This window comes from Massilia sp. MP_M2, assembly GCF_039123635.1.
Lineage (GTDB): Bacteria > Pseudomonadota > Gammaproteobacteria > Burkholderiales > Burkholderiaceae_D > Telluria.
Genome location: NZ_JBCHJF010000001.1, coordinates 428,452 through 454,585, shown reverse-complemented (window position 1 = coordinate 454,585; position 26,134 = coordinate 428,452). Strand labels below are relative to the sequence as shown.

The 26,134-nt window shown below is 61.4% G+C and carries 31 protein-coding genes; 28 read left to right on the top strand and 3 right to left on the bottom strand.

What is annotated here, in order from left to right; translation table 11 throughout:
* The first annotated feature begins 2 nt into the window (after positions 1-2).
* The 15 genes from RCH14_RS02030 to RCH14_RS01960 all read left to right on the top strand — a co-directional run bounded on the left by RCH14_RS02030 (position 3) and on the right by RCH14_RS01960 (position 10,743).
* Positions 3-1,247 (top strand): phage portal protein, encoded by a 1,245-nt coding sequence (locus RCH14_RS02030; protein WP_343024490.1) that lies wholly within the window; start codon positions 3-5, stop codon positions 1,245-1,247.
* A complete protein-coding gene (locus RCH14_RS02025) occupies positions 1,244-2,203 on the top strand; it encodes a S49 family peptidase (protein WP_343024489.1) in 960 nt (319 codons plus the stop codon). Before RCH14_RS02030 ends, RCH14_RS02025 begins: the two co-directional genes overlap by 4 nt.
* Positions 2,204-2,269: 66 nt before the next feature.
* Positions 2,270-3,595 (top strand): phage major capsid protein, encoded by a 1,326-nt coding sequence (locus RCH14_RS02020; protein ID WP_343024488.1) that lies wholly within the window; start codon positions 2,270-2,272, stop codon positions 3,593-3,595.
* Between the two features lie 61 nt (positions 3,596-3,656).
* Positions 3,657-3,806 carry a hypothetical protein gene (locus RCH14_RS02015; protein WP_343024487.1) on the top strand — a complete coding sequence of 50 codons (150 nt, stop codon included), beginning with the start codon at positions 3,657-3,659 and terminating at the stop codon, positions 3,804-3,806.
* 78 nt (positions 3,807-3,884) lie between these two features.
* Complete coding sequence (locus RCH14_RS02010; RefSeq protein ID WP_343024486.1) at positions 3,885-4,157, top strand: hypothetical protein; 273 nt, start codon at positions 3,885-3,887, stop codon at positions 4,155-4,157.
* Positions 4,158-4,170: 13 nt separating this feature from the next.
* Entirely contained in the window at positions 4,171-6,636 is a 2,466-nt protein-coding gene (locus RCH14_RS02005; RefSeq protein ID WP_343024485.1) for a GDSL-type esterase/lipase family protein, read from the top strand.
* On the top strand, positions 6,636-7,406 hold the full coding sequence (locus RCH14_RS02000) for a hypothetical protein (RefSeq protein WP_343024484.1): 771 nt from the start codon (positions 6,636-6,638) through the stop codon (positions 7,404-7,406). The genes RCH14_RS02005 and RCH14_RS02000 overlap by 1 nt, the downstream gene beginning before the upstream one ends.
* The gene (locus RCH14_RS01995) at positions 7,406-7,558 is read left to right on the top strand and encodes a hypothetical protein (RefSeq protein ID WP_343024483.1); all 153 of its coding nucleotides are present in this window, start codon (positions 7,406-7,408) and stop codon (positions 7,556-7,558) included. The genes RCH14_RS02000 and RCH14_RS01995 overlap by 1 nt, the downstream gene beginning before the upstream one ends.
* Positions 7,555-8,115 (top strand): hypothetical protein, encoded by a 561-nt coding sequence (locus tag RCH14_RS01990; RefSeq protein ID WP_343024482.1) that lies wholly within the window; start codon positions 7,555-7,557, stop codon positions 8,113-8,115. Before RCH14_RS01995 ends, RCH14_RS01990 begins: the two co-directional genes overlap by 4 nt.
* Positions 8,112-8,417 carry a phage head closure protein gene (locus RCH14_RS01985; protein WP_343024481.1) on the top strand — a complete coding sequence of 102 codons (306 nt, stop codon included), beginning with the start codon at positions 8,112-8,114 and terminating at the stop codon, positions 8,415-8,417. Before RCH14_RS01990 ends, RCH14_RS01985 begins: the two co-directional genes overlap by 4 nt.
* The gene (locus tag RCH14_RS01980; RefSeq protein WP_343024480.1) at positions 8,414-8,941 is read left to right on the top strand and encodes an HK97 gp10 family phage protein; all 528 of its coding nucleotides are present in this window, start codon (positions 8,414-8,416) and stop codon (positions 8,939-8,941) included. Before RCH14_RS01985 ends, RCH14_RS01980 begins: the two co-directional genes overlap by 4 nt.
* The gene (locus RCH14_RS01975; RefSeq protein WP_343024479.1) at positions 8,938-9,294 is read left to right on the top strand and encodes a DUF3168 domain-containing protein; all 357 of its coding nucleotides are present in this window, start codon (positions 8,938-8,940) and stop codon (positions 9,292-9,294) included. The genes RCH14_RS01980 and RCH14_RS01975 overlap by 4 nt, the downstream gene beginning before the upstream one ends.
* An 87-nt stretch (positions 9,295-9,381) precedes the next feature.
* On the top strand, positions 9,382-10,014 hold the full coding sequence (locus tag RCH14_RS01970; protein WP_343024478.1) for a phage tail tube protein: 633 nt from the start codon (positions 9,382-9,384) through the stop codon (positions 10,012-10,014).
* 103 nt (positions 10,015-10,117) lie between these two features.
* A complete protein-coding gene (locus RCH14_RS01965; protein ID WP_343024477.1) occupies positions 10,118-10,435 on the top strand; it encodes a phage tail assembly chaperone in 318 nt (105 codons plus the stop codon).
* Between the two features lie 17 nt (positions 10,436-10,452).
* A complete protein-coding gene (locus RCH14_RS01960) occupies positions 10,453-10,743 on the top strand; it encodes a DUF1799 domain-containing protein (protein WP_343024476.1) in 291 nt (96 codons plus the stop codon).
* 42 nt (positions 10,744-10,785) lie between these two features.
* Here RCH14_RS01960 and RCH14_RS01955 read toward each other — a convergent pair whose 3' ends face one another.
* The gene (locus tag RCH14_RS01955) at positions 10,786-11,316 is read right to left on the bottom strand and encodes an Arc family DNA-binding protein (protein ID WP_343024475.1); all 531 of its coding nucleotides are present in this window, start codon (positions 11,314-11,316) and stop codon (positions 10,786-10,788) included.
* Between the two features lie 120 nt (positions 11,317-11,436).
* On the opposite strand from RCH14_RS01955, the gene RCH14_RS01950 reads away from it, so the two are divergent.
* The 12 genes from RCH14_RS01950 to RCH14_RS01895 all read left to right on the top strand — a co-directional run bounded on the left by RCH14_RS01950 (position 11,437) and on the right by RCH14_RS01895 (position 24,275).
* Complete coding sequence (locus RCH14_RS01950) at positions 11,437-11,604, top strand: hypothetical protein (protein ID WP_343024474.1); 168 nt, start codon at positions 11,437-11,439, stop codon at positions 11,602-11,604.
* A complete protein-coding gene (locus tag RCH14_RS01945) occupies positions 11,591-12,421 on the top strand; it encodes a Bro-N domain-containing protein (RefSeq protein WP_343024473.1) in 831 nt (276 codons plus the stop codon). Before RCH14_RS01950 ends, RCH14_RS01945 begins: the two co-directional genes overlap by 14 nt.
* Positions 12,418-13,188 carry a BRO family protein gene (locus tag RCH14_RS01940; protein ID WP_343024472.1) on the top strand — a complete coding sequence of 257 codons (771 nt, stop codon included), beginning with the start codon at positions 12,418-12,420 and terminating at the stop codon, positions 13,186-13,188. The genes RCH14_RS01945 and RCH14_RS01940 overlap by 4 nt, the downstream gene beginning before the upstream one ends.
* A gap of 4 nt (positions 13,189-13,192) precedes the next feature.
* A complete protein-coding gene (locus tag RCH14_RS01935; RefSeq protein ID WP_343024471.1) occupies positions 13,193-13,594 on the top strand; it encodes a hypothetical protein in 402 nt (133 codons plus the stop codon).
* Between the two features lie 80 nt (positions 13,595-13,674).
* Complete coding sequence (locus RCH14_RS01930; protein WP_343024470.1) at positions 13,675-19,728, top strand: tape measure protein; 6,054 nt, start codon at positions 13,675-13,677, stop codon at positions 19,726-19,728.
* Complete coding sequence (locus tag RCH14_RS01925; RefSeq protein ID WP_343024469.1) at positions 19,728-21,368, top strand: hypothetical protein; 1,641 nt, start codon at positions 19,728-19,730, stop codon at positions 21,366-21,368. Before RCH14_RS01930 ends, RCH14_RS01925 begins: the two co-directional genes overlap by 1 nt.
* Entirely contained in the window at positions 21,365-22,435 is a 1,071-nt protein-coding gene (locus RCH14_RS01920) for a hypothetical protein (protein WP_343024468.1), read from the top strand. The genes RCH14_RS01925 and RCH14_RS01920 overlap by 4 nt, the downstream gene beginning before the upstream one ends.
* Complete coding sequence (locus RCH14_RS01915) at positions 22,435-22,773, top strand: hypothetical protein (RefSeq protein ID WP_343024467.1); 339 nt, start codon at positions 22,435-22,437, stop codon at positions 22,771-22,773. Before RCH14_RS01920 ends, RCH14_RS01915 begins: the two co-directional genes overlap by 1 nt.
* 81 nt (positions 22,774-22,854) lie before the next feature.
* Positions 22,855-23,133, top strand: coding sequence for a holin (locus tag RCH14_RS01910; RefSeq protein WP_343024466.1), 279 nt, complete (start codon positions 22,855-22,857; stop codon positions 23,131-23,133).
* Positions 23,130-23,342 (top strand): hypothetical protein, encoded by a 213-nt coding sequence (locus tag RCH14_RS01905; RefSeq protein WP_343024465.1) that lies wholly within the window; start codon positions 23,130-23,132, stop codon positions 23,340-23,342. Before RCH14_RS01910 ends, RCH14_RS01905 begins: the two co-directional genes overlap by 4 nt.
* Positions 23,335-23,901 (top strand): lysozyme, encoded by a 567-nt coding sequence (locus RCH14_RS01900; protein WP_343024464.1) that lies wholly within the window; start codon positions 23,335-23,337, stop codon positions 23,899-23,901. The genes RCH14_RS01905 and RCH14_RS01900 overlap by 8 nt, the downstream gene beginning before the upstream one ends.
* Complete coding sequence (locus RCH14_RS01895) at positions 23,898-24,275, top strand: hypothetical protein (protein ID WP_343024463.1); 378 nt, start codon at positions 23,898-23,900, stop codon at positions 24,273-24,275. The genes RCH14_RS01900 and RCH14_RS01895 overlap by 4 nt, the downstream gene beginning before the upstream one ends.
* A gap of 195 nt (positions 24,276-24,470) precedes the next feature.
* Here the strand turns inward: RCH14_RS01895 and RCH14_RS01890 are convergent, their stop codons facing one another.
* A complete protein-coding gene (locus RCH14_RS01890; protein WP_343024462.1) occupies positions 24,471-24,905 on the bottom strand; it encodes a hypothetical protein in 435 nt (144 codons plus the stop codon).
* A gap of 367 nt (positions 24,906-25,272) precedes the next feature.
* Between RCH14_RS01890 and RCH14_RS01885 the strand changes: the two genes are divergently transcribed.
* Positions 25,273-25,524: a hypothetical protein gene (locus tag RCH14_RS01885; protein ID WP_343024461.1), complete on the top strand. Its 252-nt coding sequence runs from the start codon at positions 25,273-25,275 to the stop codon at positions 25,522-25,524.
* A gap of 244 nt (positions 25,525-25,768) precedes the next feature.
* On the opposite strand, the gene RCH14_RS01880 is transcribed toward RCH14_RS01885, so the two are convergent.
* On the bottom strand, positions 25,769-25,933 hold the full coding sequence (locus RCH14_RS01880) for an AlpA family phage regulatory protein (protein ID WP_343024460.1): 165 nt from the start codon (positions 25,931-25,933) through the stop codon (positions 25,769-25,771).
* Between the last annotated feature and the right edge of the window lie 201 nt (positions 25,934-26,134).

Below are 26,134 nucleotides of genomic sequence, written 5' to 3'. Positions count from 1 at the left end.
GGATGTTCGCCAAACAGTTTTTTAGCCCGCAGGTTAGCGCCGGCGGCGGCAGCTGGCTGTCGGGCCTAGGTGGGGCACGCTCCGATGCGGGACCGCTGGTGACTGTCGAGTCGGCCCTCACGCTGACTTCGCTGCAGGCCTGCGTGACTTTGATCGCGGAAAGCATTGCGCAACTGCCGCTCGAGCTGTTCCGCCGCACCAAGGACGGTGGTCGCGAGCCAGCCAAGGATCACCCGCTTTACCGAATCCTGGCGTATGCCCCGAACGAGTGGCAGACGCCGTTCGAATATCGCGAAAACAGTCAGCTGAAGGCCGGTACCCGGGGCAACTCGATCAGCCTGATCGGCCGTGATGGCGACGGCACGGTCACCGGACTGTATCCAGTCGATACGGAAAGTGTGCAGGTGCTTAAGGGGCCAGACCTACTGCCGTACTACCGCATCGATGGCCAGACGCCGATCCCGCAGCGGATGGTGCATCACGTCCGGTGGTGGAGTCTGAACAACTACGTCGGCATGTCGCCGATCATGCTGCACGCGAACGCCATCGGCCATGCCCAGGCGATCCAACAGTACGCCGGCAAGTCGTTCCTGAACGGGACCGCGCTGTCTGGTGTGATCGAGCGCCCGCGCGAGTCGTCGCCGATCAAGGACCAGAGCGTCATCGATCGAATCACTGACCGCTGGCAGCAGATGTACGGTGGCAGCGCCAACGCCAAGCGCGTTGCCATGCTACAGGAGGGGATGACCTTCAAGCCCCTGTCGATGACCAACGTCGACGCAGAGTTGATCCCTGCCCTGAAGCTTACGTCCCTCGATATCGCGCGCATCTACAAGGTGCCGCCGCACATGATCGGCGAGCTGGACAAGGCCACGTTCTCGAACATCGAGCACCAGGCGATCCAGTTCGTGATTTACACGCTGCTGCCTTGGATCAAGCGGCACGAGCAGGCAATGATGCGCGACCTGCTGCTCCCGAGCGAGCGGGATGAGTACTACATCGAGTTCAACGTCTCCGGCCTGCTGCGCGGCGATCAAGGATCGCGCTATGCCGCATACGCGGTAGCCCGTCAGTGGGGATGGCTGTCCGTGAACGACATCCGTCGCTTGGAAAACCTGCCCCCGATCAAGGGTGGCAACACCTACCTGCAGCCGCTCAACATGGTCGACGCGGCCAAGCCGCTGCCGGTCACGCCCGCGAAGGCGAGCGCCGAGCAAGTCGCCGAAATTGAAGGAATCCTTGCATGAAGAACCGTTTCCGTATCGCCGGCATGATTTTCAATCAGCCGCTCATGGTGACCGAGTCGATGCTCGACCAGGCTGCTGCCTGGGCCAATCAGCAAATGAGCCTGAACATCGTCAATCTGAGCCTCAACGGCGTGCAGCCGCAGATGATGGACGACGATAGCGGCCCGTTCGAAACGGCCGCAATGCGAGCCGAGTCGTCGCGCCGTCAGATGATTGCCGATATTGGCGTGGCCATTATCCCAGTGCATGGCGTGCTGGTGAGCCGCAGCATGCAGATGAATCCGTGCGAAACCATGACCAGCTACGAGCAGTTGCGTGGCCAGGTCAGTGCCGCGCTCGCGGATCCCGCTGTTGAACAAATCGCCTTCGACATCGATAGCCCTGGCGGCAGCACCGTCGGCGCTTTCGAGCTGGCTGATTTCCTCTTCGAAGCGCGCGGCGTCAAGCCGATGAGCGCGATCACGCACTACAGCGCTTACTCGGCCGGCTACTTGATCGCGTCTGCGATCGGCAACGTCTCCATGTCGCGCACCTCCGGCGTCGGTTCGGTCGGTGTGATCGCCAAGCACATGGATGTCTCGGCACGAAACGAGCAAATGGGCGTGAAGGTGACGACGGTCTACGCTGGCGCGCACAAGAATGACCTGAGTCCGCACGAGCCCCTGACTGACCAGTCACTCAAGTTTCTGAACGACATGGTGCAGGGATATTACGGTCAGTTTGTTGACTCGGTCGCTCGTTACCGTGGCATCGGCGCTGATGCGGTGCGCAGCACCGAGGCTGGCGTGTTCATGGGGCAGCAGGGTATCGATGTTGGCTTCGCCGATCGTATCGAGACGCCCCAAGCCGCCATTGACCGCATCGCCGCCCAAGCGCGCGAGGCGCGCGTCTCCCGCAATTCGAAGCAATCCATCGGCGCCCGCGCAAAAGCAATGGCGCTCCAGACCCAAATTTGACCGCGTTCGCGGGACAAGCAACCAAGCCGCCCTCGAGGCGGTTTTTTCCATTCTAGGAGAGGCAATATGCCAACCATTAACGAACTCCGCAGCGAACGCGCCAAGGTCAACGCCAGCGTGCAAGCCCTGGCCCTGATCGAAGCCGGCGGCGGTCAACTGACCGCGGAGCAGCTGGTCGAGTTCACCGGTCTGCAAACCAAATTCGGCGAGCTGACCGCGCAGATCACCCGCATGGAAGCATCCGAAAGCATGGCCGCTGCTGCTGCCGTGCCTGTCGATCGTGCTCTGTCGGCGATCCACCAACCAGCAGCGCCGCCAGCGGCCGCTGCAAGCATGCCGGCGACGCCGCGCATGCCAAGCGTGCCCGGTACCGGTATGTCGCGCATGGTGCGCGCACTGGTTGTCGCCCAAGGCAACCAGCAGGTAGCCGCCAAGTTTGCGATGGACAATCACTTCGGCGAAGACGTCGCGATGGCACTGAATACCCTGACGCCTGGCGCCGGCGGTGTCCTCGTCCCGCAAAACATGGCCCGCGAAGTGATCGAGCTGTGGCGTCCTCAGTCGGTTGTACGCCGCCTCGGCGCGCGCACGCTGCCGCTCACGAACGGCAACATCACCCTGCCGCGCCTGAAGGGGGGCGCAGTCGTTGGCTACACCGGCAGCGATTCGGATATCGGTGTGACTGGTCAAACCTTCGACAACCTGAAGCTGTCAGCGAAGAAGCTGACCGGCCTGGTCCCGATCTCGAACGACCTGCTGGCGTACGCCGGTACGAGCCCGAACGTCGACAAGCTGGTGGTGGATGACTTGACCGGAGCGATGAGCTCGCGCGAAGACAAGGCGTTCATCCGCGACGACGGCACCCTGGAAACCCCGAAAGGCCTGCTGGCCTGGGCGCTGGCTGGCTTCAAGTTCGCGGCGTCCGCTGGTGACACGTTGCAGAAGATCGAAAACGATCTGAACAAGTTGATCCTGGCTCTGGAAAACGTGAACGCCAACATGGGCGCGCCCGGCTGGATCATGTCGCCGCGTTCGTTCCGCTTCCTGGAAGGCCTGCGCGACGGCAACGGCAACAAGGTCTATCCGGAGATGAAGGATGGGAACCTCAAGGGCTATCCAGTCGGCAAGACGACCCAGATTCCGAACAACCTGGGCGCCGGCTCGAACCAGTCGGAAATCTACTTCGTGGACTTCAACGACTGCTTCATCGGCGAAGACGAAACGCTTCTGATCGATTACTCGAAGGAAGCGACGTACAAGGACGAAGGCGGCAATCTCGTCAGCGCCTTCCAGCGTGATCAAACGCTGGTGCGCGTCATCGCGAAGCACGACTTCGGCCCGCGCCACGTCGAATCGATCGCAATTCTGACTGCGGTTACCTGGGGCGCCTAAAGCGGCCTGACTGCCGGCCTGCTGCTGCAGGTCGGCCAACCATTTATCAAGGAACTCCATCGTGGAATCTGTCGAATTTATCAAGCCCTGGAAAATTTACAGTCCAGGCGACGTCGCCGGCTTCGAGGCCGATCAGGCCAAGATCCTGACGGACGGAAAAGTGGCAAAGCCGTATGAGGCAGACGCCAAAGCCGCAAAACCAGCGAAGTAGCCTGCCGCATCTCCGGCGCACGTCTTGTGAGCCACATGCTCGCGAGACCTGTTGCCGCGCCAAGAGAAAGCTCTAGCGATGACCCACCTGCATATGGCCCGCAAGGATTCCACCATCCGCCTGTACGACGAGCCTGGCGGCTATGAGGCACGTCGGCCATACAGGGCAATCCTCCAGATCACGCACCTGTCTGACCGAGTCGCCTACCTGCACGGTGCGGTCGGCGAGATTGATCGAGCCGCGCATGCAGCGGCAATGAACATGCTCCGCGAACTCGGCGTCACCACGGTGATGTACGAGCGGCGCGGGCGAATGAAAACAATCGAGCTGGCGCCGCCAGCTGGGTGCTAATGAAAGACTGAAGATGGCAAAACTCACCTTGGCAGTATCCGCGTCGGGCGGGTTGGGCTACGACTTCACCACGCTTGGAAGCGCCGACTGGCTTGCCTATCCCGATAGTGGTTCGCCGTTGAGTAAAGCAAACGCCACTGCTCTGGCTATTGCTCAGTTATCCGGCTCACCTGGGGCTGTGGGGTATGCGCGCTCTACCGGGCCGACATTCAACTACACGGACGGCACAGCGCCGACCAGCGGATCGACGCAAGGCGGGTTTTACATCATTTCCAGTGGGCCGTCGAACGGATGGTCAATCACGGCGCCTGCGGATACGACTGAGCGGCGACTGCGGGTCTATGGCGGCATCTACGCCGGCAGCGGAATCAAAGTCACGGCCACGCTATCCGACGGCAGTGCCGCGCAAGCTGTGGACACGTCGTTCGTTTATGTGAGTGGTCCTGATCCGCGCACGGCCGAGTATCTCATCGATTACTCTGCAGCTTCGGCAGGGCAGACCCTCACGGTCCAGATTCAACCTGTTAGTACGGGAACCTTGAGCCTTCAAGGCGCGGCGCTAGGCACCGCACCAGTTATCACTGCGCCTGGTGCGCCAACCATTGGTACGGCGGTCGGCGGCAGCAAATCCGCAAGTGTCGGCGGCACGGCCCCGGTCAGCAATGGCGGCAGCGCAGTCACCGGATACCGCGCCACTTCGTCACCTGGCGGCGTCACTGCAACGTCAACGGGATTGCCCGTGTCAGTGGCGGGCCTGACCGATGGTGTTGCCTACACCTTCACGCTGGCAGCGCAGAACGAAGTGGGCTATGGCCCTGAATCGGCCGCATCAAATAGCGTGACGCCATCGTCTGCGAACAACGCACCGACATTCACCGGCACTATTCCGGCGATCGGCGGACAGGCGGGAACGGCAATTACGCCGGTCGATATGCGGGGTTACTTTCAAGACACCGACGCGCTGACCTACAGCGCGAGTCCGTCCGGCACTGCCTGGCCGGCTGGCTTGAGCATCGCAGCGGCAACCGGAATTATCAGTGGGACCATCGCTGCCATCGGCACGACGACCGGCATTCGTGTTCGCGCGACTGACACGGCCTCGCAGTCGGTCAACTCGAATGCGTTCAATGTGGTCATGTCGTCGGGGCCAACGCAGGTCGCGTACAACGATGCGGCCATTGTATTTTCGCCATACGGTTGGGATGATCGCGGCACATACAAAAGCGCAAATGCTCCCGGCGCGTACGCAAAACTCGATTTCACCGGGACCAGTGTTACAGCCAAGTTCGACATTTCGGCGTTCTCGGCGGCTAGCGTTGCTGGCGGTTCGTATCCAATCGTCCGAACGGTCATTGATGGGAAGTTCGTCACCGACACCCAGTTGTCCAGCGGATCGCCAAACGTGGCGGTTACGGGGCTGTCTTCGGGCGCACACACGCTGGAAATGTACTTCCGGGCGGTCGACGTCAACATCGGCGATCGCTGGACGACCCCGCTTTCGGCGTTGCGGCTCATGGGCTTCACGCTCGATACGGGCGCGACATTCAGCGCGCCCGCCGTGCGAAGCAAGAGCATGATCTTCTTCGGTGACTCGATCACCGAAGGCTATATCGTCAACGGTGCAGCGAACCCTGGCGGCAACTCGGCGGTTCATACCGTGGTGCCATTTATTGCGCAGGGCCTGGGCTGCGAATACGGGCAGATCGGTTACAGCGCACAGGGTTACGAAAAAACCGGCAACGGCAATGTGCCGGCGCTCAATGCCGCCATCCCGCTCTATTCGGCGGGACGATCGCGCCTGGTGAATGGGAAATTCTCGCCTGAGCCCGATTATGTGTGCGTGATGCACGGTGCGAATGGCACGCCGACATCAGCAGGCATTCAGACAGTGATCACCACGCTGCGCGCTGCTGCCCCGAACGCGCGGATTTTCCTGATGGTGCCGGCTGGTGGTTACGCGCGCGCGGCAATTACGGCGGCGGCGCTGGCCAAGAATTCCGACACCAAGCTACACGTGATCGACCTGGGTGCCGAGTACCAGCCGGGCATGGACAGCAGCGGCAACGGGGGGCAGTACAGCAACGACAACGGGCTGCACCCGAATTTCCCCGGCAATGCGAAAGCGGCCACGGGCTATTTGCCAAAGATGCAAGCGGTAATCGACGGCGCAGCAGTTATCGAGCCACAGCCGGCCCTCACGCCGCGTACGGTTTCGTTGGCCCTGGCAAGCGGCACGGACGGAAACGGCAACGTGGTCCTGGCTGCGGGCCTGACCGGCTTGCGGGTTTCGTTCCATGATGAACCTAGCCCGGACGCGACTACGGTTCCGCGTTACCAGTCGGCGACCGAGACAACCGACAACACGACAGGCGTGCTGTCGTTCGTTGTGAATTCAACGCTCGCATCTGGTGGCACCGGTCACATTACGATCGAGGGCCCTGCGGGTATTCACTTCAACGGTTCTGTGCAGGTGACCTGATGACAGCCTATCTCGCTTCCGCAACGACGGGCGGCGTCGCGTACCTGGCACCCGCCGAGCCGTCCACAGTTGCACAACCACCCACGCAGGATCAAGTGATCGCCACCCAAATAGCAGCTTCACGCACGGTCAAGTTCCCCGGCGGTACGCGGGTGGTAGCGTTCGGCAGCAAGCCGGAAGGTGTCACACCAAACACACCGTACCTCGAAGCGGGGAAGTGGTGGAGCGAAAAACACCCGCTTGATGAGCGCTACTGGGTGGCCGATGTGACGATCGACCTGGCCGAGCGCGGCACGACTGCGACGTCAGTTGTCGCAATCGTGGCCGGCGTCATTTTGCTCGAACAGCCTGTCATCCAGGGTAAGTTGATCCCGGTCAAGCTGGGCGGGTTCAACGCGGCGCCTGGCGCAGTCAACTTCTGCACGTTCCGCGTCAGGTGCGCGGATGGCCAGCGGTTCGACCGCACGATCTGGTTCAAGCAACAGGTGGGCGTGTATGCGCTCGATAAGGATCCCGACGACGAGAGCTATTTCGTTGGCGATATCGGCAATGACCTGGTCGACAGCAACACGACAGCGAGTGCAGTCCTGGCGCTGCCGGTGGGCGTTGAGGTGCTGGTGCCGGCGGTGATCCAGGGCCCGCTGATCTTGGTGAAGCTGGGCGGCATGGACACCTTGCCGGCCGGGGTCAACTACTGCGACCTGCGCATCGACTGTGCGAACAGCGAGCGCTTCTACCGGACCTTTCAATTTAACAGGGTGGACAACTGATGATCGATGCATCGCAACTTCCGAGCGTGCCGAACACCGAGCTGCTTAAACAGCAGGATGCGGCCGCTGTCGAGTACGCACGCGCGCCGGCAGCGCCTGGCGCGCCGCACGGCGCCGGCCGCCCGCCAGCAGTGCAGGGGACGACACGATGAGCTGGAAGCTGATCAGTCCTCCTGTCGGTCTGGCGGTTTCGATGGCCGAGGCGCGCACCGCCGCGCGCGTGGACGTCGGTGAAGATGGCACGTCGCCCCTCGATGGCGAAATCCAGCGAGCTATTCGGACCTATACCACCGAAGCTGAAGGAGAAACGAACCGCGCTGTGATGGAGCAGACTTGGCGCCTGACGCTGGACGGCTTTAACGGCGCGATCGCGCTTCGCCGGCCGCCGCTGCTTCAAGTGATGCACTTGAAGTTCTTCGACGCCGACATGGTCTTGCAGACGCTCCACCCTGAGGACTATCAGGTCGACGGCGAAAGCGAGCCGGGCTTCATTGTTGCCGCGCCGGGCCGCGCCTGGCCAGCAACAGGACGCTCGGTCAACTCGGTCGAGGTGCAGATCCGGTGCGGCTACGGGCCGGACCACACGACCGTCCCCGACGCCATCTCCGGCTTCATCCTGGCGCGCGTGAGCGAACACTTCCAGTCCGGCGGTCAGCCAAAGAATGAGCACGTCAAGCGGCTGTTGTGGCCAGAGGTGGTGATCGCATGAACATGAACGACCGAATTACGCTGCAGCGTCCTGGGCCCGGCGCTGGCAAGCTTCGGGCCCAGGACGCCTGGGAGTCAATCGCTACCGTGTGGGCTAACGTACTTTTTCCAAGCGGTGTGGAAGTAGTGCGCGCCGGTGCCGAAGTATCAATCGTCAAGTGCTCGATTCGGATCCGCCGACGCACCGACATTGATACCGCTGCGCGCGTACTCTTCAAGGGAAAGGCCTACGACGTCGAGTCGGCACTGCCAGATGGGCGCGACTCCCACTTCATGTTCCTAGTGTGCAAGGCGGTCACATGATCGACTTCGATACCTCGGCCTTTGAGGCTGCGATGACGGCTGCAAGGCGAACTATCACTGAAGCGCTCGGCGAATCGACACTTCGAACGGTCGGTTTTGCCGGCGCCGAGGTTTTTCGCGATCAGGCAAAGCAGAATTCGCTGGCCAACAAGAAAACCGGCATCCTGTTCGACAACATCATCGTCAAGCGCCTGGAAGAGGATTCTGATGGAGATCGGCGTCAGGCGTACATGGTCACCGTGCGCAGCGGCACTACCGCCAGCCCTGGCGCCTTCTACTGGCGCTTTGTCGAGAACGGTCACAAGTTCGTGCCCAAGAACAAAAAAGTAAGTAAGAAGACGGGCAGGGCCATTGGCTGGAAGGCCCATCGGCAAGCCGCTCAGCGCGTGGCTGATCTGGAGTTTGGAAACAAGCGAACACGGGCATATCCGTTCATGCGGCCCGCCTACGACAGCAAAAAACAGGAAGCCGTTAGCGTCATGACGCAAACCCTGGCTGAACAGATCGCAAGGAATGCAAAGTGACCCCCGAAGACCATATTGAAGTCGTGCTGGCCCACCTGGCCGGCGGACGCCTTTATCCCGACGTGGCGCCGCTGTCTACCGATACCCCATACATCACATACCAAGTGGTGGGCGGGGAGCCGATGAATTTCCTGTCCGGCGACCGCCCGGACAAGCAGCACGTGCGCATGCAGGTGAATTGCTGGGCCGGCGCAGACGAGCGCGCCGAAGTTTCTGAGCTCGCCAAGCTGGTGGAAGACGCGTTGCGCTCCGCGACCGAACTGCAGGTCGAAGTTGTATCCGGCCGGACGTCCACGTACGACGAGGAAACCGATTCCCGCGGAACCATGCAGGACTTCATGCTTTTTTGTTGACGAAACAAGTTTTTACTCCAAGCCGCCCGAGAAATCTGGCGGCTTTTTTCATGCCCGGCTTCCGGGCTTTACCCCTGAAAGGCCGATATGCAATTGCCAAATAACATCGCGTTCGCTGTAGCGTCCGCATTCGCCGCTGCCGTCAGCATCACCGCGATCACCAACGCGGTGGAGGCAGTCGCGACTGCCACCAACACCTTCGCCACCGGCGACTACGTCGAATACACGGGCGGCTGGAGCAAGGCCAATGGCCGCGTGTTCCGCCTGAAGGCTGCGTCGGGCACCTCGTTCACGCTGGAAGGCCTGGACACGAGCGACACGTCGCTGTTCCCAGCTGGCGCTGGCGTCGGCACCGTGCGCAAGATCACCACCTGGACTCCCGTCACCGGTGTGGTCAGCGCCGATATCGCTGGCGGCGATGGCAAAAACGTCGAAGTGCCGCTGCTGGACAGCGACATGCCGGTCATGCTCCCCGACGGCTTCACCGCAACCACCGTCACGCTGACGACCGCCGACGACAAGTCGCTGCCGCATCACGCCGCCCTGAAGAAAATCTCGGATGGCGTCGCGCTGACCTGCCTGCGCGGCACCCTCCCGGGCGGCGGTGTCCTGCTGTACGCCGGCTACTGCTCGTTCAACGAGTCGCCAAGCCTGGCAAAGGGCAGTGTGATGGCGGTGAAGTCCGTCTTCTCGCTGCAGAACAAGGTCGTTCGCTACTGATCTGTGTTGCCAGCTGGCGCCGAATGGTCGGCGCTGGCCTTTTCCAAGCCCGCGGGGTAGCGCCTCGCGGGCCTTTTTTATCCCTACCTGAAAGAAAAATATCATGGCAAAAGCAAAACTCACCCTGGCAGTCGCCGCTACCTTCAAAGCAACCGTGTCGATCCCGGTCCCGGGCGGCAAGTCGGCTGACGTCGAATTCATCTTCAAGCATCGCACGCGCGACGACTTCAAGGAATTCATGGAAACCCTGGCCGGCGCTGAAGACGTCGACGCGCTGATGGATATCGCCAGCGGCTGGGATCTGGACGAACCGTTCGGCAAGGACGCTGTCGAGAAGCTCGTGCAGCGCTACATGGGCTCGGCCCGCGCCGTGCTCGACGTGTACCTGGCCGAACTGACCGGCGCCCGCGCAAAAAACTAAGGGACGTTGCCACCGCCATGTACGAGGCCGCGCCCACCGACGCTGAACTTGCGATCGCGGGCATGACTCGGGATGAGGTGACAACGTCTGTCGAAATCTGGCCCGACAACGTGCGGGCCTACAACACCTTTTCCAGGCTGCGCAAGCAGTGGAATTTCGCTCCGATGGGCGGCCCGATCGGGTTGAACTTCCTCGTTGCCTACAACCGGATGGACCGGATGGGGCTGACGGTCGAGGAGTACAACGAGTTGGATGTCGATCTGCAAATCATGGAAGACGCGGCCCTACAGGCAATGCGCACGAAATAGCTAAGCAAAGGGGGTATCGATTCGATACCCCCTTCTAGCTGACTATCCTTTCGGCGCCGCTTTTCTTGAAATGCGCTTGACCACCTTGGTGGGCTCGGCGAGGCTAGTAAGCGGAGGCCCCACTTCCATGCCATGTACTTTTGCGCCTAGGGTGCGCACGCTTTCCAGCTTTGCCAATACGTTTTTTTCGAGATCATCGGTGCCAGTAGCAAACCGCTCCGCATCTTCTCGAAACGATTTCGCCTCCTCGTTGCTTAGGACTTCCGTTCCGTGATCGCCGAACGATTCACAGCGCGCGACGACCGTCAGCAGTTTGTTCGCTAGGATGGCAAGCTCCATCCGCCTAAATTCTTGTTGCAGCTCTAGGTGTGCTACGCGGAAGGCGAGGGTGACCACCTCCTCCCAATCTCCTTCACGGCTCATAGACTGCTCAATGCGCGAGACGATCTCCGCGTTCATGCTGCGGCCGTTTGCCTTGGCGAGATCAGCAATACGTTCGCGCATGCCTTCAGGAAAGCGGAGCATAAACTTATCGGAATCACGTCCGACTGCGGGTTTCTGGTCTTGGCTCATGGGCGAAGCATACTATCAGCGTGACATCTTTCAAATAATGTCACGGTGACTTAAAAGTGCTTGCTGGTGCGATCACTCTGGTATACGATTCAGTCATGTCACGGTGACACATGAGGAAAAATGATGAAAACTACTACGGTTCAGATCCAGTTGCGTACGAGCGAGGAAAATCGCGCATGGCTCAAGCAGATTGCAGATAAGGAAGAGCGCTCGGTGAACTGGACCATTAACAAGCTCGTCAGTGAGGCGCGCCAGGCCGCGCAGGCGCAGCGAAATGCCCATCAATAAAAAAACCCCGATCAAGCTTGGCGGCAGGGATCGGGGTTTCGATGAAATCCAAGAAAGGAAATTCGAAATGAATGCTACAGCAGTCACCAAGAAGATGCAACGTGCGTTGAGCTTCGGCGCGCATGAAGTCAAAACGATCACCCGTGAGGGGCAACTTTGGATGAGCGGCACCGAGGTCGGTCTTGCTTTGGAATATGCAAGCCCCGAGAAAGCCGTTAAGCAGCTGTACAGCGGGCACGCCGACGAATTCACATCGACCATGACAAGGGTCGTCAGGGTAATGACGGCTGGCGGAAAGCAGGCGATTCGTTTTTTCAGTCTGCGCGGGGCGCACCTATTGTCGATGTTCGCTAGGACCGACAAAGCGAAGGCGTTCCGCAAATGGGTTCTCAACATCCTCGACGCCGAGGTTGAGAAGCCGGCGAAGAAGCAGATCAAGAGCTATCACTACCCAATCGATTCGGCCAAGCCAGTGGCGATGGGTGTTGCAAGCATCTTGACGCCGAAGATGATGCTGGACGCGAAGAACCCTGCGCCAGAATTGCGGCTGCTGGACCAGCTGAGCGCTGACGGGCATGACGTCAGCGGCCCCCGGATCCGCATCTTGGCCATGCTCTCGGGGCTGGAGTATTCCGAGAATCTCCGAGAGCGGGTTGCGCGGTGGGAGCGGGCGATGGCTTCGCTTGGGGAGGATATGAGCTCACTGAGTCGTGAGCGTGGCAAGCCAGTGATCTTCGGCCGTGCGCCGAATCCGGCTGACGCAATCCATCGGCATGTGTACCGCGATCAGATGCCTGTCTTGGGAGGTGCAGCATGAGCGGCCTGATTCCATTCAAGTTCGAAAAATTCGATATTAGAGTGGCGCTGGAAGGTGGAGAACCTTTCTTCAACGTTGGCGACCTTTGTTTGGCGCTCGGTTTTGGTAATTCCCGTCAGGCTGTCGATACCCACGTTGATCCAGATGACGTCCAGAAGTTGGACGCCATCGACAGCATGGGGCGCACCCAGCAGGCAAATCATGTTAACGAATCGGGCATGTACGCGCTGATTCTGGGAGCCACGAAATCTCAGGCCAAGCGCTTCAAGAAGTGGGTCACATCTGAGGTTTTGCCTTCAATTCGGAAAACTGGAAGCTTCGGTGCGACAGCAACATCAAGGCTCGACAGCGCTGCTCAAGCCCTCAAACTAGCGCCGCTAGCTATGCGGGCCGCGCGGGCTTTCGGGCTCGATAAGAATGTTGCCGCCATCAGCGCGAACCAGTACGTTTGTTCGATCACCGGCCACAACCTGCTGAAGGAATTCGGCACTATGCACTTACTCGCTGAAAATCAGGAAACACAGTGGTTCACCCCGACCGAACTGAAAAACGAGTCCAAGGTCAGTGCGCAGAAATTGAATGAGGCGCTGGCCGCCGCAGGCCTCCAGCAGCGGCGCGAAAAAACGTGGGAGTTGACGCCGGCAGGGCACGCGTATGCTCGACTGTTTGACACCGGGAAAAAGCACAACTCCGGCACGATGGTTCAGCAAATTCGTTGGTCGCCTGCCGTCTTGGCCGAACTGAGGAATACCGGCTCACTGCTGTAGATCGTTGAGCACTGATTCCGCCGCCCTAGAAATAGAGGCGGTTGTTTGTGCTGGTGTAATATTGCCTCCTGAAAAATTGGGGGGCAATATGCAATCTGTATTGAGGTCACTGGTAGCGCTCGCCTGCTTGGCGAGTCTAAATTCTTCGGCATCAACGTATTCGAAAGAAGTTGAAAGGCAGGCCAAATGCGAATCTGCCGGGAATGTTGCACGCTCTCACCACGGAATTTCTAAGCAGCAGATGAAGGGTGCAGTTGGCGATATGCAGAAGAAAATGGATAAAAAAGAGATAACCAAGAAGCTTGGCGGACAAACCCAGTACTTGATTTGGCTTGGCTACTCGGCAGCTAATGCGAGAGACGCCTACATGAAGGGCTGGGGTTGGTGTATGGACCTTGGCGATTAAATAATTGAAGTCAACTGCCGGACTAGTCGCAGAAAACAGCAGCAAGCCACCTTTTAGGTGGCTTTTTTTATGGGCGGCGAATGAGCACAATCACCAACGAAGCAATTATCAAGGTCACCACCGATGCCACTGGCGTGGAAGAGGGCGGGCGACGTATTGATGCATCGACCGCGCGAACCGGCAAGAATCTCGACAACCTGGCTGCTACCGCCAAGCGGACAGGTAAGTCGCTCGATGACCTGAGCAGCTCGTCCGGTATGCGTGCAGTAGGCGACGGGGCCGGCACGGCAGCCGGCAAGGTCGACCGCGCGACGCTGACCATGGCTGCATCCATCCAGCGCGCAACCGCGGCGGCAGATGCTGGCGCGAAGAGCGGGGCAGATTTCTACGCGAGCCTGGCCAATTCGCGCGGCCTGAATATGACCGCGCTCCGGCCGTACCTTGACCAACTCGACGCCGTCACCCGGAAAACCGCTCAGGCGGCTGCGGCGCAGCGTCAACTCGACGCCGGCAACAGCTTCTTGGACGGGCTCCGCTCTCAGGCTGATGGGATCGGGAAAACCGCGTCGCAGTTGGCCGCGCTGCGCGCCGAGCAGCTGGGTGTCGCTGACGACGCGCGCCCGCTGATCGAGCAGCTTCAGGCGGCGGAAGAAGCGGCCGGAAATGCTGGCAGTTCGATCAGCGGGTTCGGCGCCGCGCTCGCCAGCGTCGCATTTGGCGGCGGCATCGCCGCTGTCGCCCAGCTCTCAGACCAGTACGGCAAATACTTGGCTCAGCTTAAGCTGGCCACGACTGGTCAAAGCGAGTTCACGAACGCGCAGAACTCAGTGCGCCGCATCGCCACGTCCGCGCAATCAGACCTGTCATCCACGGCGTCCCTGTATGCGAGCATCACCAAGAGCACGCGCGACTTGGGCATCGCCCAGGCGCAGGTGGCCAGTATCACCGAATCGGTGAGCCTGGCACTGAAAGTCTCGGGCGCGTCGACTGGAGAGGCGTCGTCGGCAATCTTGCAGTTGTCCCAAGCATTTGCTTCGGGCGTACTGCGCGGCGATGAATTCAACTCGGTCAACGAAGCGTCGCCACGCCTGATGCAGGCGCTGGCCGACGGTATCGGCGTTCCCGTGGGCGCATTACGCGCTATGGCCGAGCAGGGCAAGTTGACGACTGAGGTGCTGGCCAATGCGCTGCCGCGCGCGCTGGGCGCGCTGCGCAACGAGGCGCGTTCGGTCGAAACCATCGGCGGCGCGGTCACCGTGCTCAAGAACAACGTGATGGAGATGGTGGGCGCCACGGCGCAGTCGAGCGGGGTGGTCACCGTCCTGTCGGGCAGTATCAACCTTCTTGCTGACAACCTGACCCTGGCGGCCGGCGCGATGGGCACGGTCGTGGCCGTCAAGCTTGGCACGGCGCTGCATGCGTCTGCTGCAGGCGCTGTCGCCTCGATGATGGCGAACCGCGCTCTCGCGCTGAGCAATCTAGCATCGGCCCAGTCGAATGTCGCTGCGACGGCAGCGGCATCGGCGACGGCCGCGGCGCGAGTGAACGAACTGCGCGCTGCGGTGCTGGCGGCCCAGGGCAACGTGGCGCTCGCTATTACGAACAACGGCCTGATCCCGGCGCAAGCACGTGCGACGGCAGCCGCCTCAGCCCACGCTGCTGCCCTGACCGCGCAAGCGACGGCGGCACGTGCCGCGTCTGTTTCTGGTGGTTTGGCTGGCGCCGCGCTCACCGCTCTGGGCGGCCCTGTCGGTGCCGTAATCGCAGTTCTCGGCATCGCTGCGACCGCGTGGGCAGTTTTTGGCAACAAAGCCGAGCAGGCAAACGATCAAGCGACGCAGTCGACTGAAGAATCGACCGGCGAAATGATCGTCCGTCTCGACGAGCAGATCAAGAAGCTGCGGGAGCGAAACGCGTTGGCGGAAACCGAGCCGCGTATCAAGGCGCTCGATGGCATCAGCGAGGTCGACAAGGACGGGCTTGCCCGCGCAAAGGCGGCACTCGACAAAAACCGTGCAGCACAGCAAGGCGCGGACGCGCGCACGTCTATGATGTTGCAGCTCGAGCAGATTGAGTTGTCGAACAACTACAACATCGCTCTCAAGCGCGTGGAGGAGCAGCAGGGAGAAGTGGCCAAGGCGGCACTTCGAACTCGCGGCGAACGGCTAGACGAATGGTATGCAAAGAACGGCTCCGGGGCACAGCGCCTTGCAGCAGAGCTCGCAGAACTTAAAAAGCAATTCGGCACTATCCCTCCGGAGATGGAGAAGCTGGTGCGCGCGAAGTATGCTGACCCGGCCTCCGCGAAAACAATCAAAGACCAGGCGGCAGCGGCAAAGGAATATGCTGACCTGGTCGACCGCATCAACGGCAAGAGTGCTGGTGTCGATCCAGACTATCAGGAGAACCTCCTCAAACTGTCAGCCGGTTATGGCGCCGGCAAGCAGTCACTCGAAGCCTACCGCGCTACCGTTGAGGCGTACATCGCGCAGCAGCCGTTCGCGAAACAGGCTGAAGAAGAGCGCCTGCGCGCCTTGAAGGAGGTGAGCGATTTCCAAGACAGCTACTCGAAAGGCCTGGAGGCCACGAGCAGCGTCTACGCCAAGCGCGCCCAGGATGCTGAGGCCGAGGCCGTGCGCAACGAGGAACTGGCCAGCACGTACGGCCTGACCAAGTCGGCGATCGAGGCGCTGGAGCTGGCGCGCCTGCAGGATCAGCTGGCGCAGCGCTCGACCCTGGGCCTGACCCTGGACGAAATCGAGAGTCTCGAAAACCTGATCAGCGCGAAGCAGCGCAGCGCCGGCGCGGTGTCGAAGATGGAAGGCATGGACGCAGCCAAGAAGGCGGGCGAAGAACTCGACCGCCTTCTGGACCCGACGAAGGCACAGAGCTTTGGCGATGCACTGAAAGGTGCATTCGGTGCGGCCGGCGATTCGATGACCCAGCTGGTATCTGCCGTGGATGCATACGGTATCCGGCAAGCGGAAGTCGATAAGGCACGGCAGCTTGCAGCAGTCGCATATGCCAAGGATTCCAAGGGCTTCGCGGCGGCGACGGCGGCCATCAACGAAGACGAAGTGAAGTCGCGCTTGAGCGGCTACGGCGACATGGCTACGGCGGCGAAAGGCTTCTTCTCCGAGGGCAGTAAGGGTTACGCCTTGCTTTCTGGCGCTGAGAAGGCTTTCCGTGCATTCGAGCTGGCGAGCCAGATGGAATCGCTCTACACGCACTTGTTCGTCACATCTGCAAAGGCAGTCGGCACTACTGCGGGGCAAGCAGTTGAAACGACGGCTGTCGTCGCTGGCGAGGCTGCGCGCAACGTGGCCAAAGTGCCGGGTGTGTATATGTCATTCATGGGCGCGCTGGGCCCGTGGGGCATGGCCGCAGCTGGAGTGGCAATTGCTGCAGTTCTGGGCGGCTCGTTCAGTGGCGGCAGCAGCGTCCCACTGTCTCAGCAGCGGCAGGAAAAACAGGGCACCGGCACCGTGCTGGGCGACAGCTCGGCCAAGTCGGAATCGATCGCCAACTCGATTGACGCGATCGAAGGTGCGACTCTACAGGGACTGCGCATCAGCGACGGGATGCTGGCTTCGCTGCGCAACATCGAGGCAGGCATCGGCCAATTCGCATCGTTCCTGGTGCAGTCCACTGGCGTGGCCGGCGACTACGGCAAGCAGTTCGCTTCGGCCGATGGCAACTTCCTGAGCAAGATCGGCAGCAGCATCTTCGGTGGCAAGAAAACGGTGGAAGACACCGGCTTCCTGCTGACGAAGGCGTCGTTCGAAAGCATCCTGAACGGCGGCACCGATGCGGCGCAGTATGCCGACATCAAGAAGTCGGGCGGCCTGTTCTCCAGCGGCAGCACGAGCAGCAAGATCGAAGGCCTGGGCGCCGAGGGTAACCGGCAGATCGCCGGCGTGCTCACGTCGCTGTACCAGACCGTCATCGAGGCCAGCAGCCTGATCGGCATCGGCGGCGATGACTTCACCGCCAAGCTCAGTTCGTTCGTTGTCGACATCGGCAAGGTGAGCCTGAAAGGGCTAACCGGCGCCGAGATCCAGGAAGAACTGTCGGCCGTCTTCTCCAAGGTGGGCGACGACCTGGCTGCATTCGGCGTGGATGGCCTGGGCCAGTTCCAGAAAGTGGGCGAGGGCTACCTCGAGACGCTGTCCCGCGTGGCGACCAACTACCAGGCCGTCACGGTGGTCACGGACTCGCTGGGCATGGTGTTCGACTCGGTCGGCCTGAAGTCGGTCGGCGCGCGCGAGCGGCTGGTCGGCCTGGCCGGTGGCCTGGAAGAATTCACGTCCAGCGTCGACCAGTTCCTTGCCGACTTCTACACCGACAAGGAACGGGCCGACTCGCTGCGCGCGCGCATCACGCCGACGCTCGACCAGTACGGAATTCAGACCGGCGCCGAGGATTCGCTGAAGCAGTTCCGCAGCGTGGTCACCGGGCTGGACCTGACGACCGACGCCGGCGCGCGCGCGTATGCTGCGCTGATGCAGATCGCTCCGGCGTTCAAGCAGATCGCCGACGTTGACAAGGACGTGCTGGAGAAGGCTACCGACCTGTCCAACAGCAACCGTGAACTGGAAATCCAGATCATGGAAATGCTGGGCGACAAGGCCGGCGCTCTGGCGGCCACGCGCGCGCTCGAGCTCGGTGAAATGGACGCGTCCCTGCGTCCACTGCGTGAGCGTGTTTATGCGCTGGAAGACGAAGCCGCTGCGCTCGGTACGGCCAACTCGCTGCTTTCGATCCAGGCTCAGATTTACGAGCTGACTGGTGATAAGGCTGGCGCTGCGGCGGTGCTGTCGCAGCAGCATGTCAACGCCCTGGCCGCGATGGACCCGGCGCTGCGCGGCGCAACGCAGAACCTCTGGGATCTGCAGGCAGCGGCCAAGGCCACGGAGGCTGCGGCGGCTGCCGCTGCGAAGGCTTCTGATCGGGTCAAGTCAGATGCGGCGGGGCTGATGAGCGGCGTCGATGGCGCGTACTCGGCGCTGCAGCGGGTGGTCGAGCGGCAGAAGAAGGCGATGCAGGAAGAAATCTCGGTGCGCACCGCTTCGGTTCAGAAAATCGAATCGCTGTCGCAGGCGCTGCGCGGCTCACTGGACAGCATGTCGGTGACCGGGTTCGAAGTGCAGGACCGCCAGGCGGCGCAGGCGCAGATTCAAACTGCCCTGGCCATCGCCAAAGCGAGCGGTGTGCTGCCGAGCGCGGACGACCTGAAAAGCGCGTTGTCGGTGCTGGGCAAGGATTCGTCGGGCCAGTTCTCCACCCAGGAGGATTACCTGCGCGACTTCTACGCCACCCGGATCGGTATCGAGGATCTGGCTGGCATCACCGACAAATCGCTGTCGGCAGAAGAGCGCAGCCTGAAGGCGCTGGAAGATCAGGTCACGCAGTACGACCAGATGCTCGAGCGCGAGCAAGAGCAGATCGACGTCCTGAAGGGCATCAGCACGATCGGCCTGTCGATCGAGCAGGCCATCCAGGCGCTGCGCGGTGCGATGGGTGCGGCGGGCGCGAACCCGTACAACTCGGCCACCAGCCAGATCAGCGATGCCTACAAGTCCAGTCTCGGCCGTGCGCCGGATGCGGCAGGGCTGAGCTACTGGCAGGACCGGGCCGCCGGCGGAATCTCGACCGAGGCCATCATCGGCTCGATCAAGGGTTCGCCCGAAGCGCAGATCCAGGCGCTCTACAAGGACGTGTTCGGCCGCCCGGCTGACTCGGCCGGGCTGAGCTACTGGATCGACCGGCTCAAGGGCGGCATCAGCCTGGGCTCGATCCGCGACACGTTCGAGGAAAGCGCCGAGAAGAAGCTGCGCGGGTTTGCCGTCGGCACGAACTATGCGCCCGCCGACATGCCGGCGCAGATTCACGAGGGAGAACGCATCATCCCCGCGGCTGACAACCGCGAGCTGATGCGCCGCCTGGCCAGCCCGGGCGAAAACAGCGCGGTGCTGGTCGCGGCCGTCGAGCGCCTGACCGAAGAAAACCGGGGCATGCGCAAGGATCTGAACGACGCGCTGTATGCGATCGCGAAGAACACGATGAACACGGCCAGCTCGCTGGACGACGCACTCAACGGCGACAAGCCACTAGCCACGAAGGTGATTGCCTGATGATCATTGTTGATCCAGTAGTGCTGGGGGATGTGCCGTTCATGCGGCCATCCCCCAAGTGGGTGTACGACCGGACCGGCACGCTTGTCGAGGTGCCGGCCAATACCCTGGGTGTGACGTACGATCCCGCCGACCTGAGCAAAGCGCCGTGGGCGCTGCTCGAGCCCGAGGCGACTAACCGCATTCGCAACAACTCGATGATCGGCGCAGTTATTGGTGGGATCGGCAATGGAGGCGCTTTGCCCACGAACTGGATATTGTCTATGAGCGTCATCGGCCTCGCCGCTGCCGTCACTGGCGTCGGCATTGAGGACGGCCTGAATTACGTCGACGTACGGATCGCGGGAACCGCTACAGCGCGCGGCAATATCAGTATCTTCCCCGACGGGTTCGACTATTCGTCCGCAGCTGCGCAGGGACAGGCGTGGGTTTCTTCTGTATTTATCCGGCTGGTTGCGGGATCGAATAGCGGGGTCGAGTCGCACTACTTGGTGATCGAAGAATACAACGGCAACGTGTACATGGCAGGGCAGGGCTATGAACGACCGCCACCCAGCGAGCTGCCGCTCCGTATGCAACGCGTCGATCGAAAACGGGAGCTGGCGGCTGCGGTCATGACGAAGGCCGGTGGCTACATTGGCGCGACGATTCCAAACGGAGCTAACGTCGACTTCACGCTGCGTATAGCTCTGCCCCAGTTCGAGCGAGATCGCCTTTCCAGTCCAATCAAGACCAGCAACGGTGCTTTCACCCGCGCTGCTGACGTGGTTGGCGCCGGCGCTGGCCTGGTGTATTCGAATGTGCCGATGGTTGAGCTGCCTTACAACGTGGCCACGACCTACGCGAAAGACGCGGCGGTGTACGACCCGGCGACAAAGATCGTCTACTGGTCGATGGTCGCGGGCAACGTCGGCAAGGCTCTGAGCGACCCGGCGTTCTGGAACAAGCGCACGGCGATAAACCGCTGGGCCATGTTTGACGATCGCAACAGCACGCAGACCAGCAACTCGGAAGAGATCGTGTCAGTGTTCTCGGCGCAGGCAATCACGCAAGGCCTGTTCGCCGGCGCCATGGATGCGAGCGAAGTGCGCGTGTCGATGACGCACCCGACGCGCGGTCTGGTGCACAGCGAGACGAAAAGCCTGGTGCTGCCGCGCTCGGGCAGCAGCTTCTATGGGTGGTGCTTCAACCGGCTGCGGCTGCGCACTTGGTTCTTGACACTGAAGCTGCCAGTGTTCGCCAATGCCCTGGTCACGGTCACGATCAAGAAGCCCGGCGGCGCGCCCAAGTGTGGCATGTGCTTGCTGGGCCCGACGGTCGATGTCGGCCTGTCGCTGATGGGCCTGTCGACCGAGCTCAAGGATTACTCGACCACGACGTTCTTCACGGACGGATCGAGCTCGACGGTCGAACGCGGCTTCTCGAAAAAAATGAGCGTCGATATTTCAGTCGAAAGCGACCGGGTCGAAACGATCGAAGACGACCTGATCAAACGCCGACAGAAGACGCTGGTCTTCTTGGGCTCGACCATGCGCGGCGACACGATGCTGGTCGGGCGGTTCAGCAGCCTGCGCAAGGTGATCGACTCGTTCCCCCGCTCGAAGATGGCCCTACAAATTGATGGAGTATTGTCCCAATGATCACAGCACTGACCGACCCGAACCAGTTGCCGAACCAGTTGCAGGACCAGCAAACGTTCGACGCGAACATGGCGTACGTGATCGACATGCTGCCCGAGCGCGCGCGGCAAGAGAACGAGCTGGCCGCCGAAATGGCCGGGCTGGTATCGCAGGTAGGTGTCATCGCTGCCGGCGGTGCCTTCGCCATCCCGTACGTGTTCGATACCACCACCACGGACGCCGACCCTGGCGCCGGCAAGCTGCGCCTGTCGAGCGCCACGCAGAATACCGCGACCCTGATGCGCGTGGACCTGACGTCGGCTGGCCAGGACTACACCACGCTGATCGACACCTTCGACGACTCGACCAGCGCGGTGAAGGGCTCAATCCGGCTGGTGAAGCAGGGAGACATCACGAAGTGGATGACGTTCAATCTCACGGCCCTGGCCGCACCGACCGGCTACCGCAACCTCACGGTGGTGTGCACGGACAGCAGCGCGGCCAGCCCGTTCACGAATGGCGATGCGCTGATGCTGTCGTTCCAGCGCACGGGCGACAAAGGCGACAAGCCACTCGGCGGTGCGCTGGTGTGTTTGGCGTCAGTTACGATCAGCGCCGGGGTGACCTCGATTAGCTACCCTAACATTTTCACGAGCGAGTATGACCGGTACACGATTGAGTTTATCGACGCCCTTGTCCCATCCTCGGTCGCGTCTTTTAATCTTCGACTAGCTACGGGCGGAACGCTTGCGGCCGGTTCTGTTTATTTCGGTGGGCCAAACGCTGCTGACTTATCGTCTGCTACCACCGCTTTTAATTTAATTGCCGGCGGTGGAAGTATGGGCGGGGCCACTCCTTCACCGTCTTTCTCAATCGATATTTTTAACGCGAATTCAGGGGGGCGAAATAGTCTGCACTTCCGGAGTGTTTTTTTAACAAACACCTTGTCGCAGCAGTCTGGTACGGGATTCGGAATCTTTAATAACACCGGCGCCTTGACCGGGTTCCAGCTTTATCCGGCTTCCGGAAATATTACCGGCGGAAAGCTGCGGGTCTACGGTCACCGCAACCAAGTAGGGATCGCATAATGAGCGTCTTGATTTTTGATAGCGGCGAATACCGCGAAGCGACCGCCGAAGAACTCGCCGAAATCGAAGCGCGCGAGGCTGAGGCTTTGCACCCCGCCGTGCCGCAAGAGGTGAGCATGCGCCAGGCCCGCCTGGCCCTGCTGGGGCGCAGCGTGCTGGGCCAGGTCGACGCCGCGATTGAATCGCTGCCGAGCCCAGAACGCGAGGCCGCGCGCATCGAGTGGGACTATTCGAGCGTCGTTGCCCGCAACAGTCCGCTCGTCGTGATGATGGGCGCCGCGCTGGGCCTGGACGACAGCGCGCTCGACCAGCTCTTCATCACCGCTGCAACGCTGTAATCCCAGCCGCTTCCCGCTGGCCTGCATCTCCCAACCCACTTCGGTGGGTTTTTTTACGTCCACCGAAAGGCATCAATGAGCATGGCCAAGATCACCCCGCAGGAAGTCGGCAGCTACGCCGGCGCCGCCGTCACCGTCGCCACTTCCATGACCCTGACGCAGTTCGGCGTCATCGTCGGCATCGCCACCGCGCTGCTGACGTTCCTACTGAATGCCTGGTACACGCACCAGCGCAATTCGCGCGAGAGCCGATTGGCCGAGCTCGAGTGCCACGAACGAGAGGTGCGCCTGGCGCAATTCCTCGCGCAGCTGCAGGCCCCCGAAGTAAAGCCATATTGCCCAACACAGGAAAAACCATGAACTTCATCCAAGACGCACGCGCGCAATTCCCGAAACTCTGGTCGGTACGCTTCGCGCTGCTGGCTGCCATCGCCTCGGCCATCGAGGCTGGCATGCACCTGTACGCCAGCGGCACCGCGCCCATCCTGGTGGTGGCAGCCGGCCTGACCTCGCTCGGCGCCGCGATCGCGCGCGTGGTGGCGCAACCGTCGGTGACCGGCAATGGCTGAGCGCGCAACCATCCAGCGGCGCGGCGGCCTGGCTGCGCTGGTTGGCGCAGTCGCTGCAGCCGGACTGCTCGCGTTCACGCCGCCGTTCGAGGACACCAAGCTCACAACCTATCGCGACATCGCGGGTGTGCTCACGTACTGCACCGGCGCGACCGAGAACGCAGCCTGGGGCAAGACGTACACGCCGGCGCAGTGCCGCGCGCAGCTCGACCGCGACCTTGAGCGGCACGCGTTTGGCATCGCCCAGTGCATTCCGCTCGCGCGCCTGACCGATGGCCAGAAGGTGGCCTTCGTCGACGTCGCCTACAACATCGGCGTGAGCGGCTTCTGCGGATCGAGCATGGCGCGGCGCACGAACGCGGGCGACATGGTAGGCGCCTGCAATGCGCTGATGGCCTGGAACAAGATCACTGTCCTGCGGCCGGTCATCGGTGAGGACGGCAAGCCGGTCAAGGATGCTCGCGGCAAGGTAGTGATGCGCAAGGGGCTCGAGGAAGTGCGCGGCCTCTCGCGCCGGCGCCAAGCCGAGCGCGAGCTGTGCTTGAAGGGGCTGCCATGATCCCGGTCCAGTACCGCGCGCTCGCCGCCGGCCTGGGCCTGCTGCTGGCGATGACGCTGGCCGGTGCCGCCGGCTGGTTCACAAACGGCTCGCGGCACGACGCCGAGATCGCCGAGCTGCAGCGCGCGCACGCGGAAACGATGCGCAGCCAGTCCGAGCTGGCGCTGACGACGCTGCAGGCCGACGCCGCGCGCATCACCACGGCGGCCACCGAGTTCGCCGCCATTCAATCCAACCTGGCGCCGCGCATGTCGGCGCTCACCAAGGAGCTGCGCAATGCACCGAAACTTCCTGCTGGCTGTGTGCCTGACCCTGTGCGGGTGCGCAACCTCGACGCCGCAATCGAAGCCGCCAACAAAAGCATCCCTCGATAGCGCGCTGGCTGCGCCGTGCCCTGCAGTCGAGCGGCCAGGCGCCGACGACTACGACGCGTGGCAGGCTTGGGCGATTGAGCTGCTGCGCCAATATGCGGAGTGCGCGGCGCGCCACGCAAAGACGGTGCAGGCCTGGCCGAAGTAGGGGCGCTGAAATGTGGTGATTGCCAAGGCGAATATCGCTGTCGAGTCAAATCAGCGACCGCTCGCCCTCTGGGCCGCCTCATGCATCGATGTGATTGCTTCCGCGTTTTGTTCTAGCCAGCGTTGATGGGCCTCCCGGCTCGCAGCCTGCTTGCGCTCTACCTCAAGATTGGCTGCGTAATCGACGAGGCGCTTTTCTTCCGCAATGATTTGATCGTTGCTCCAGCCAAGTTCGCATGCCTCGGCGTAGGCTCGAACTGAGAACTTGTCGGATCCTTCGTATTCGACGCTCATATCCTGCCATTTTGAATAAAACCGCACGGGCTGAGCATCTGACCTGCCATCAACTGATCCGCATATGACCTTTTTGTCAGCGCTGTAGGAAATGTCATGCAGCTCTCCGGGAAGACGCGAGCGCACAAACTGCTCTGCGGGAGGCACTTCTTTTGCGCAGCCAATCAGAATAGCCACCGCCGTAGAAAACATGATGAATCGCGTAATTACCATAGAGGTTGTGTGCAAGCCGTTGGTCTGAGAGAGGCCAATCGTAATCGGCGTATTGCATACATGTCAACAGCCGGGTAAATTTCCGCATATGGCTGACCTAAGACGGATGAGGCCTGGCCGAAGTAGGGCGCCGCCGTGCCGGTTGCAGTAGCACGCGAAGGGCCAGCGCGAGTGGCAACCCGGCCTGGCGCAGCGCTCTTGCGCCGGCGGCCGGGTCCAGCATCACAGCCTGGTCGACCCTGGCTTCAGTCGTCGTGTCGGTTCGATTGTCCATGCCCCGATGATGCGCGGCCCAGCGCCGCGCGACCCGATCGAGGTCAATCAGGCGCGGTGCTACACTGTATGTATGAACAGCAATCCCGCCATGCGCTTCAAGTCCGCGCTCACCAAGGACGAGCTGAAGACGATCCAAGATCGCAACCCGGATTCGCCTGACGTGCGCGCGCTGCTGTGGGAAGTGGCGCGGCTGCGCGCCGTCGCGTTACGGACGCGCGACTACTTCCGGCAGGGCTCGTCGTCTATGGCCTTGATCCTCGCCGACTCTCTGCGCACGATGCTGGAGGATGAGCCGGTAGTCCGAGAGCAGACGAAACTGTAGCTCAGGCTGTACTATTCAAACCTGCTAAAATCAATAGAAACAAGGGCTTGCATGGGTGCGGAGGGTGCCTTCATAGTACAGCGTCCATTGCGTAAGCTTTTGGTTTGAAAGGACAATTCGGAATTCCCTAGTTAGCTTCATAGCCTACCGGGGGTTCGAATCCCCCTCTCTCCGCCAAAAACACTAAAAAGCCCCTATGAAGGGGCTTTTTCAATTCCGCCTACCCCCATCTCTACCCACATGGCTAATTGAGCTGCTTTTTGACGCCTCGGCTCAAGCTCCCCTGCCACCGCACCAGCTCTTGCTCATCCCAGGCAACCGCGCGCGTGCCCAGCTGGATCGGCGCCGGGAACTTCCCCGCTTGATCCCTCCATAGATTGCGGTGCTCTGCATGCGAGCCGAGGGTCACGAACTGAGGGGCAGGTCACGACAGGAAGAGCATGTCTGACAAACTGACACGGACTGAACTGTAGCGTGCCATGTTCGTCGCCAAGGCAGAGCCTGTGTCTGTATGTCAGACCTGACCCTCGCTACCACGAAGTCCTAGAAAATTCGGCGCCCGCAGATAGGGTATGTGTCGTCAACTTTGGGGTTAAACCGCGTATCCTTA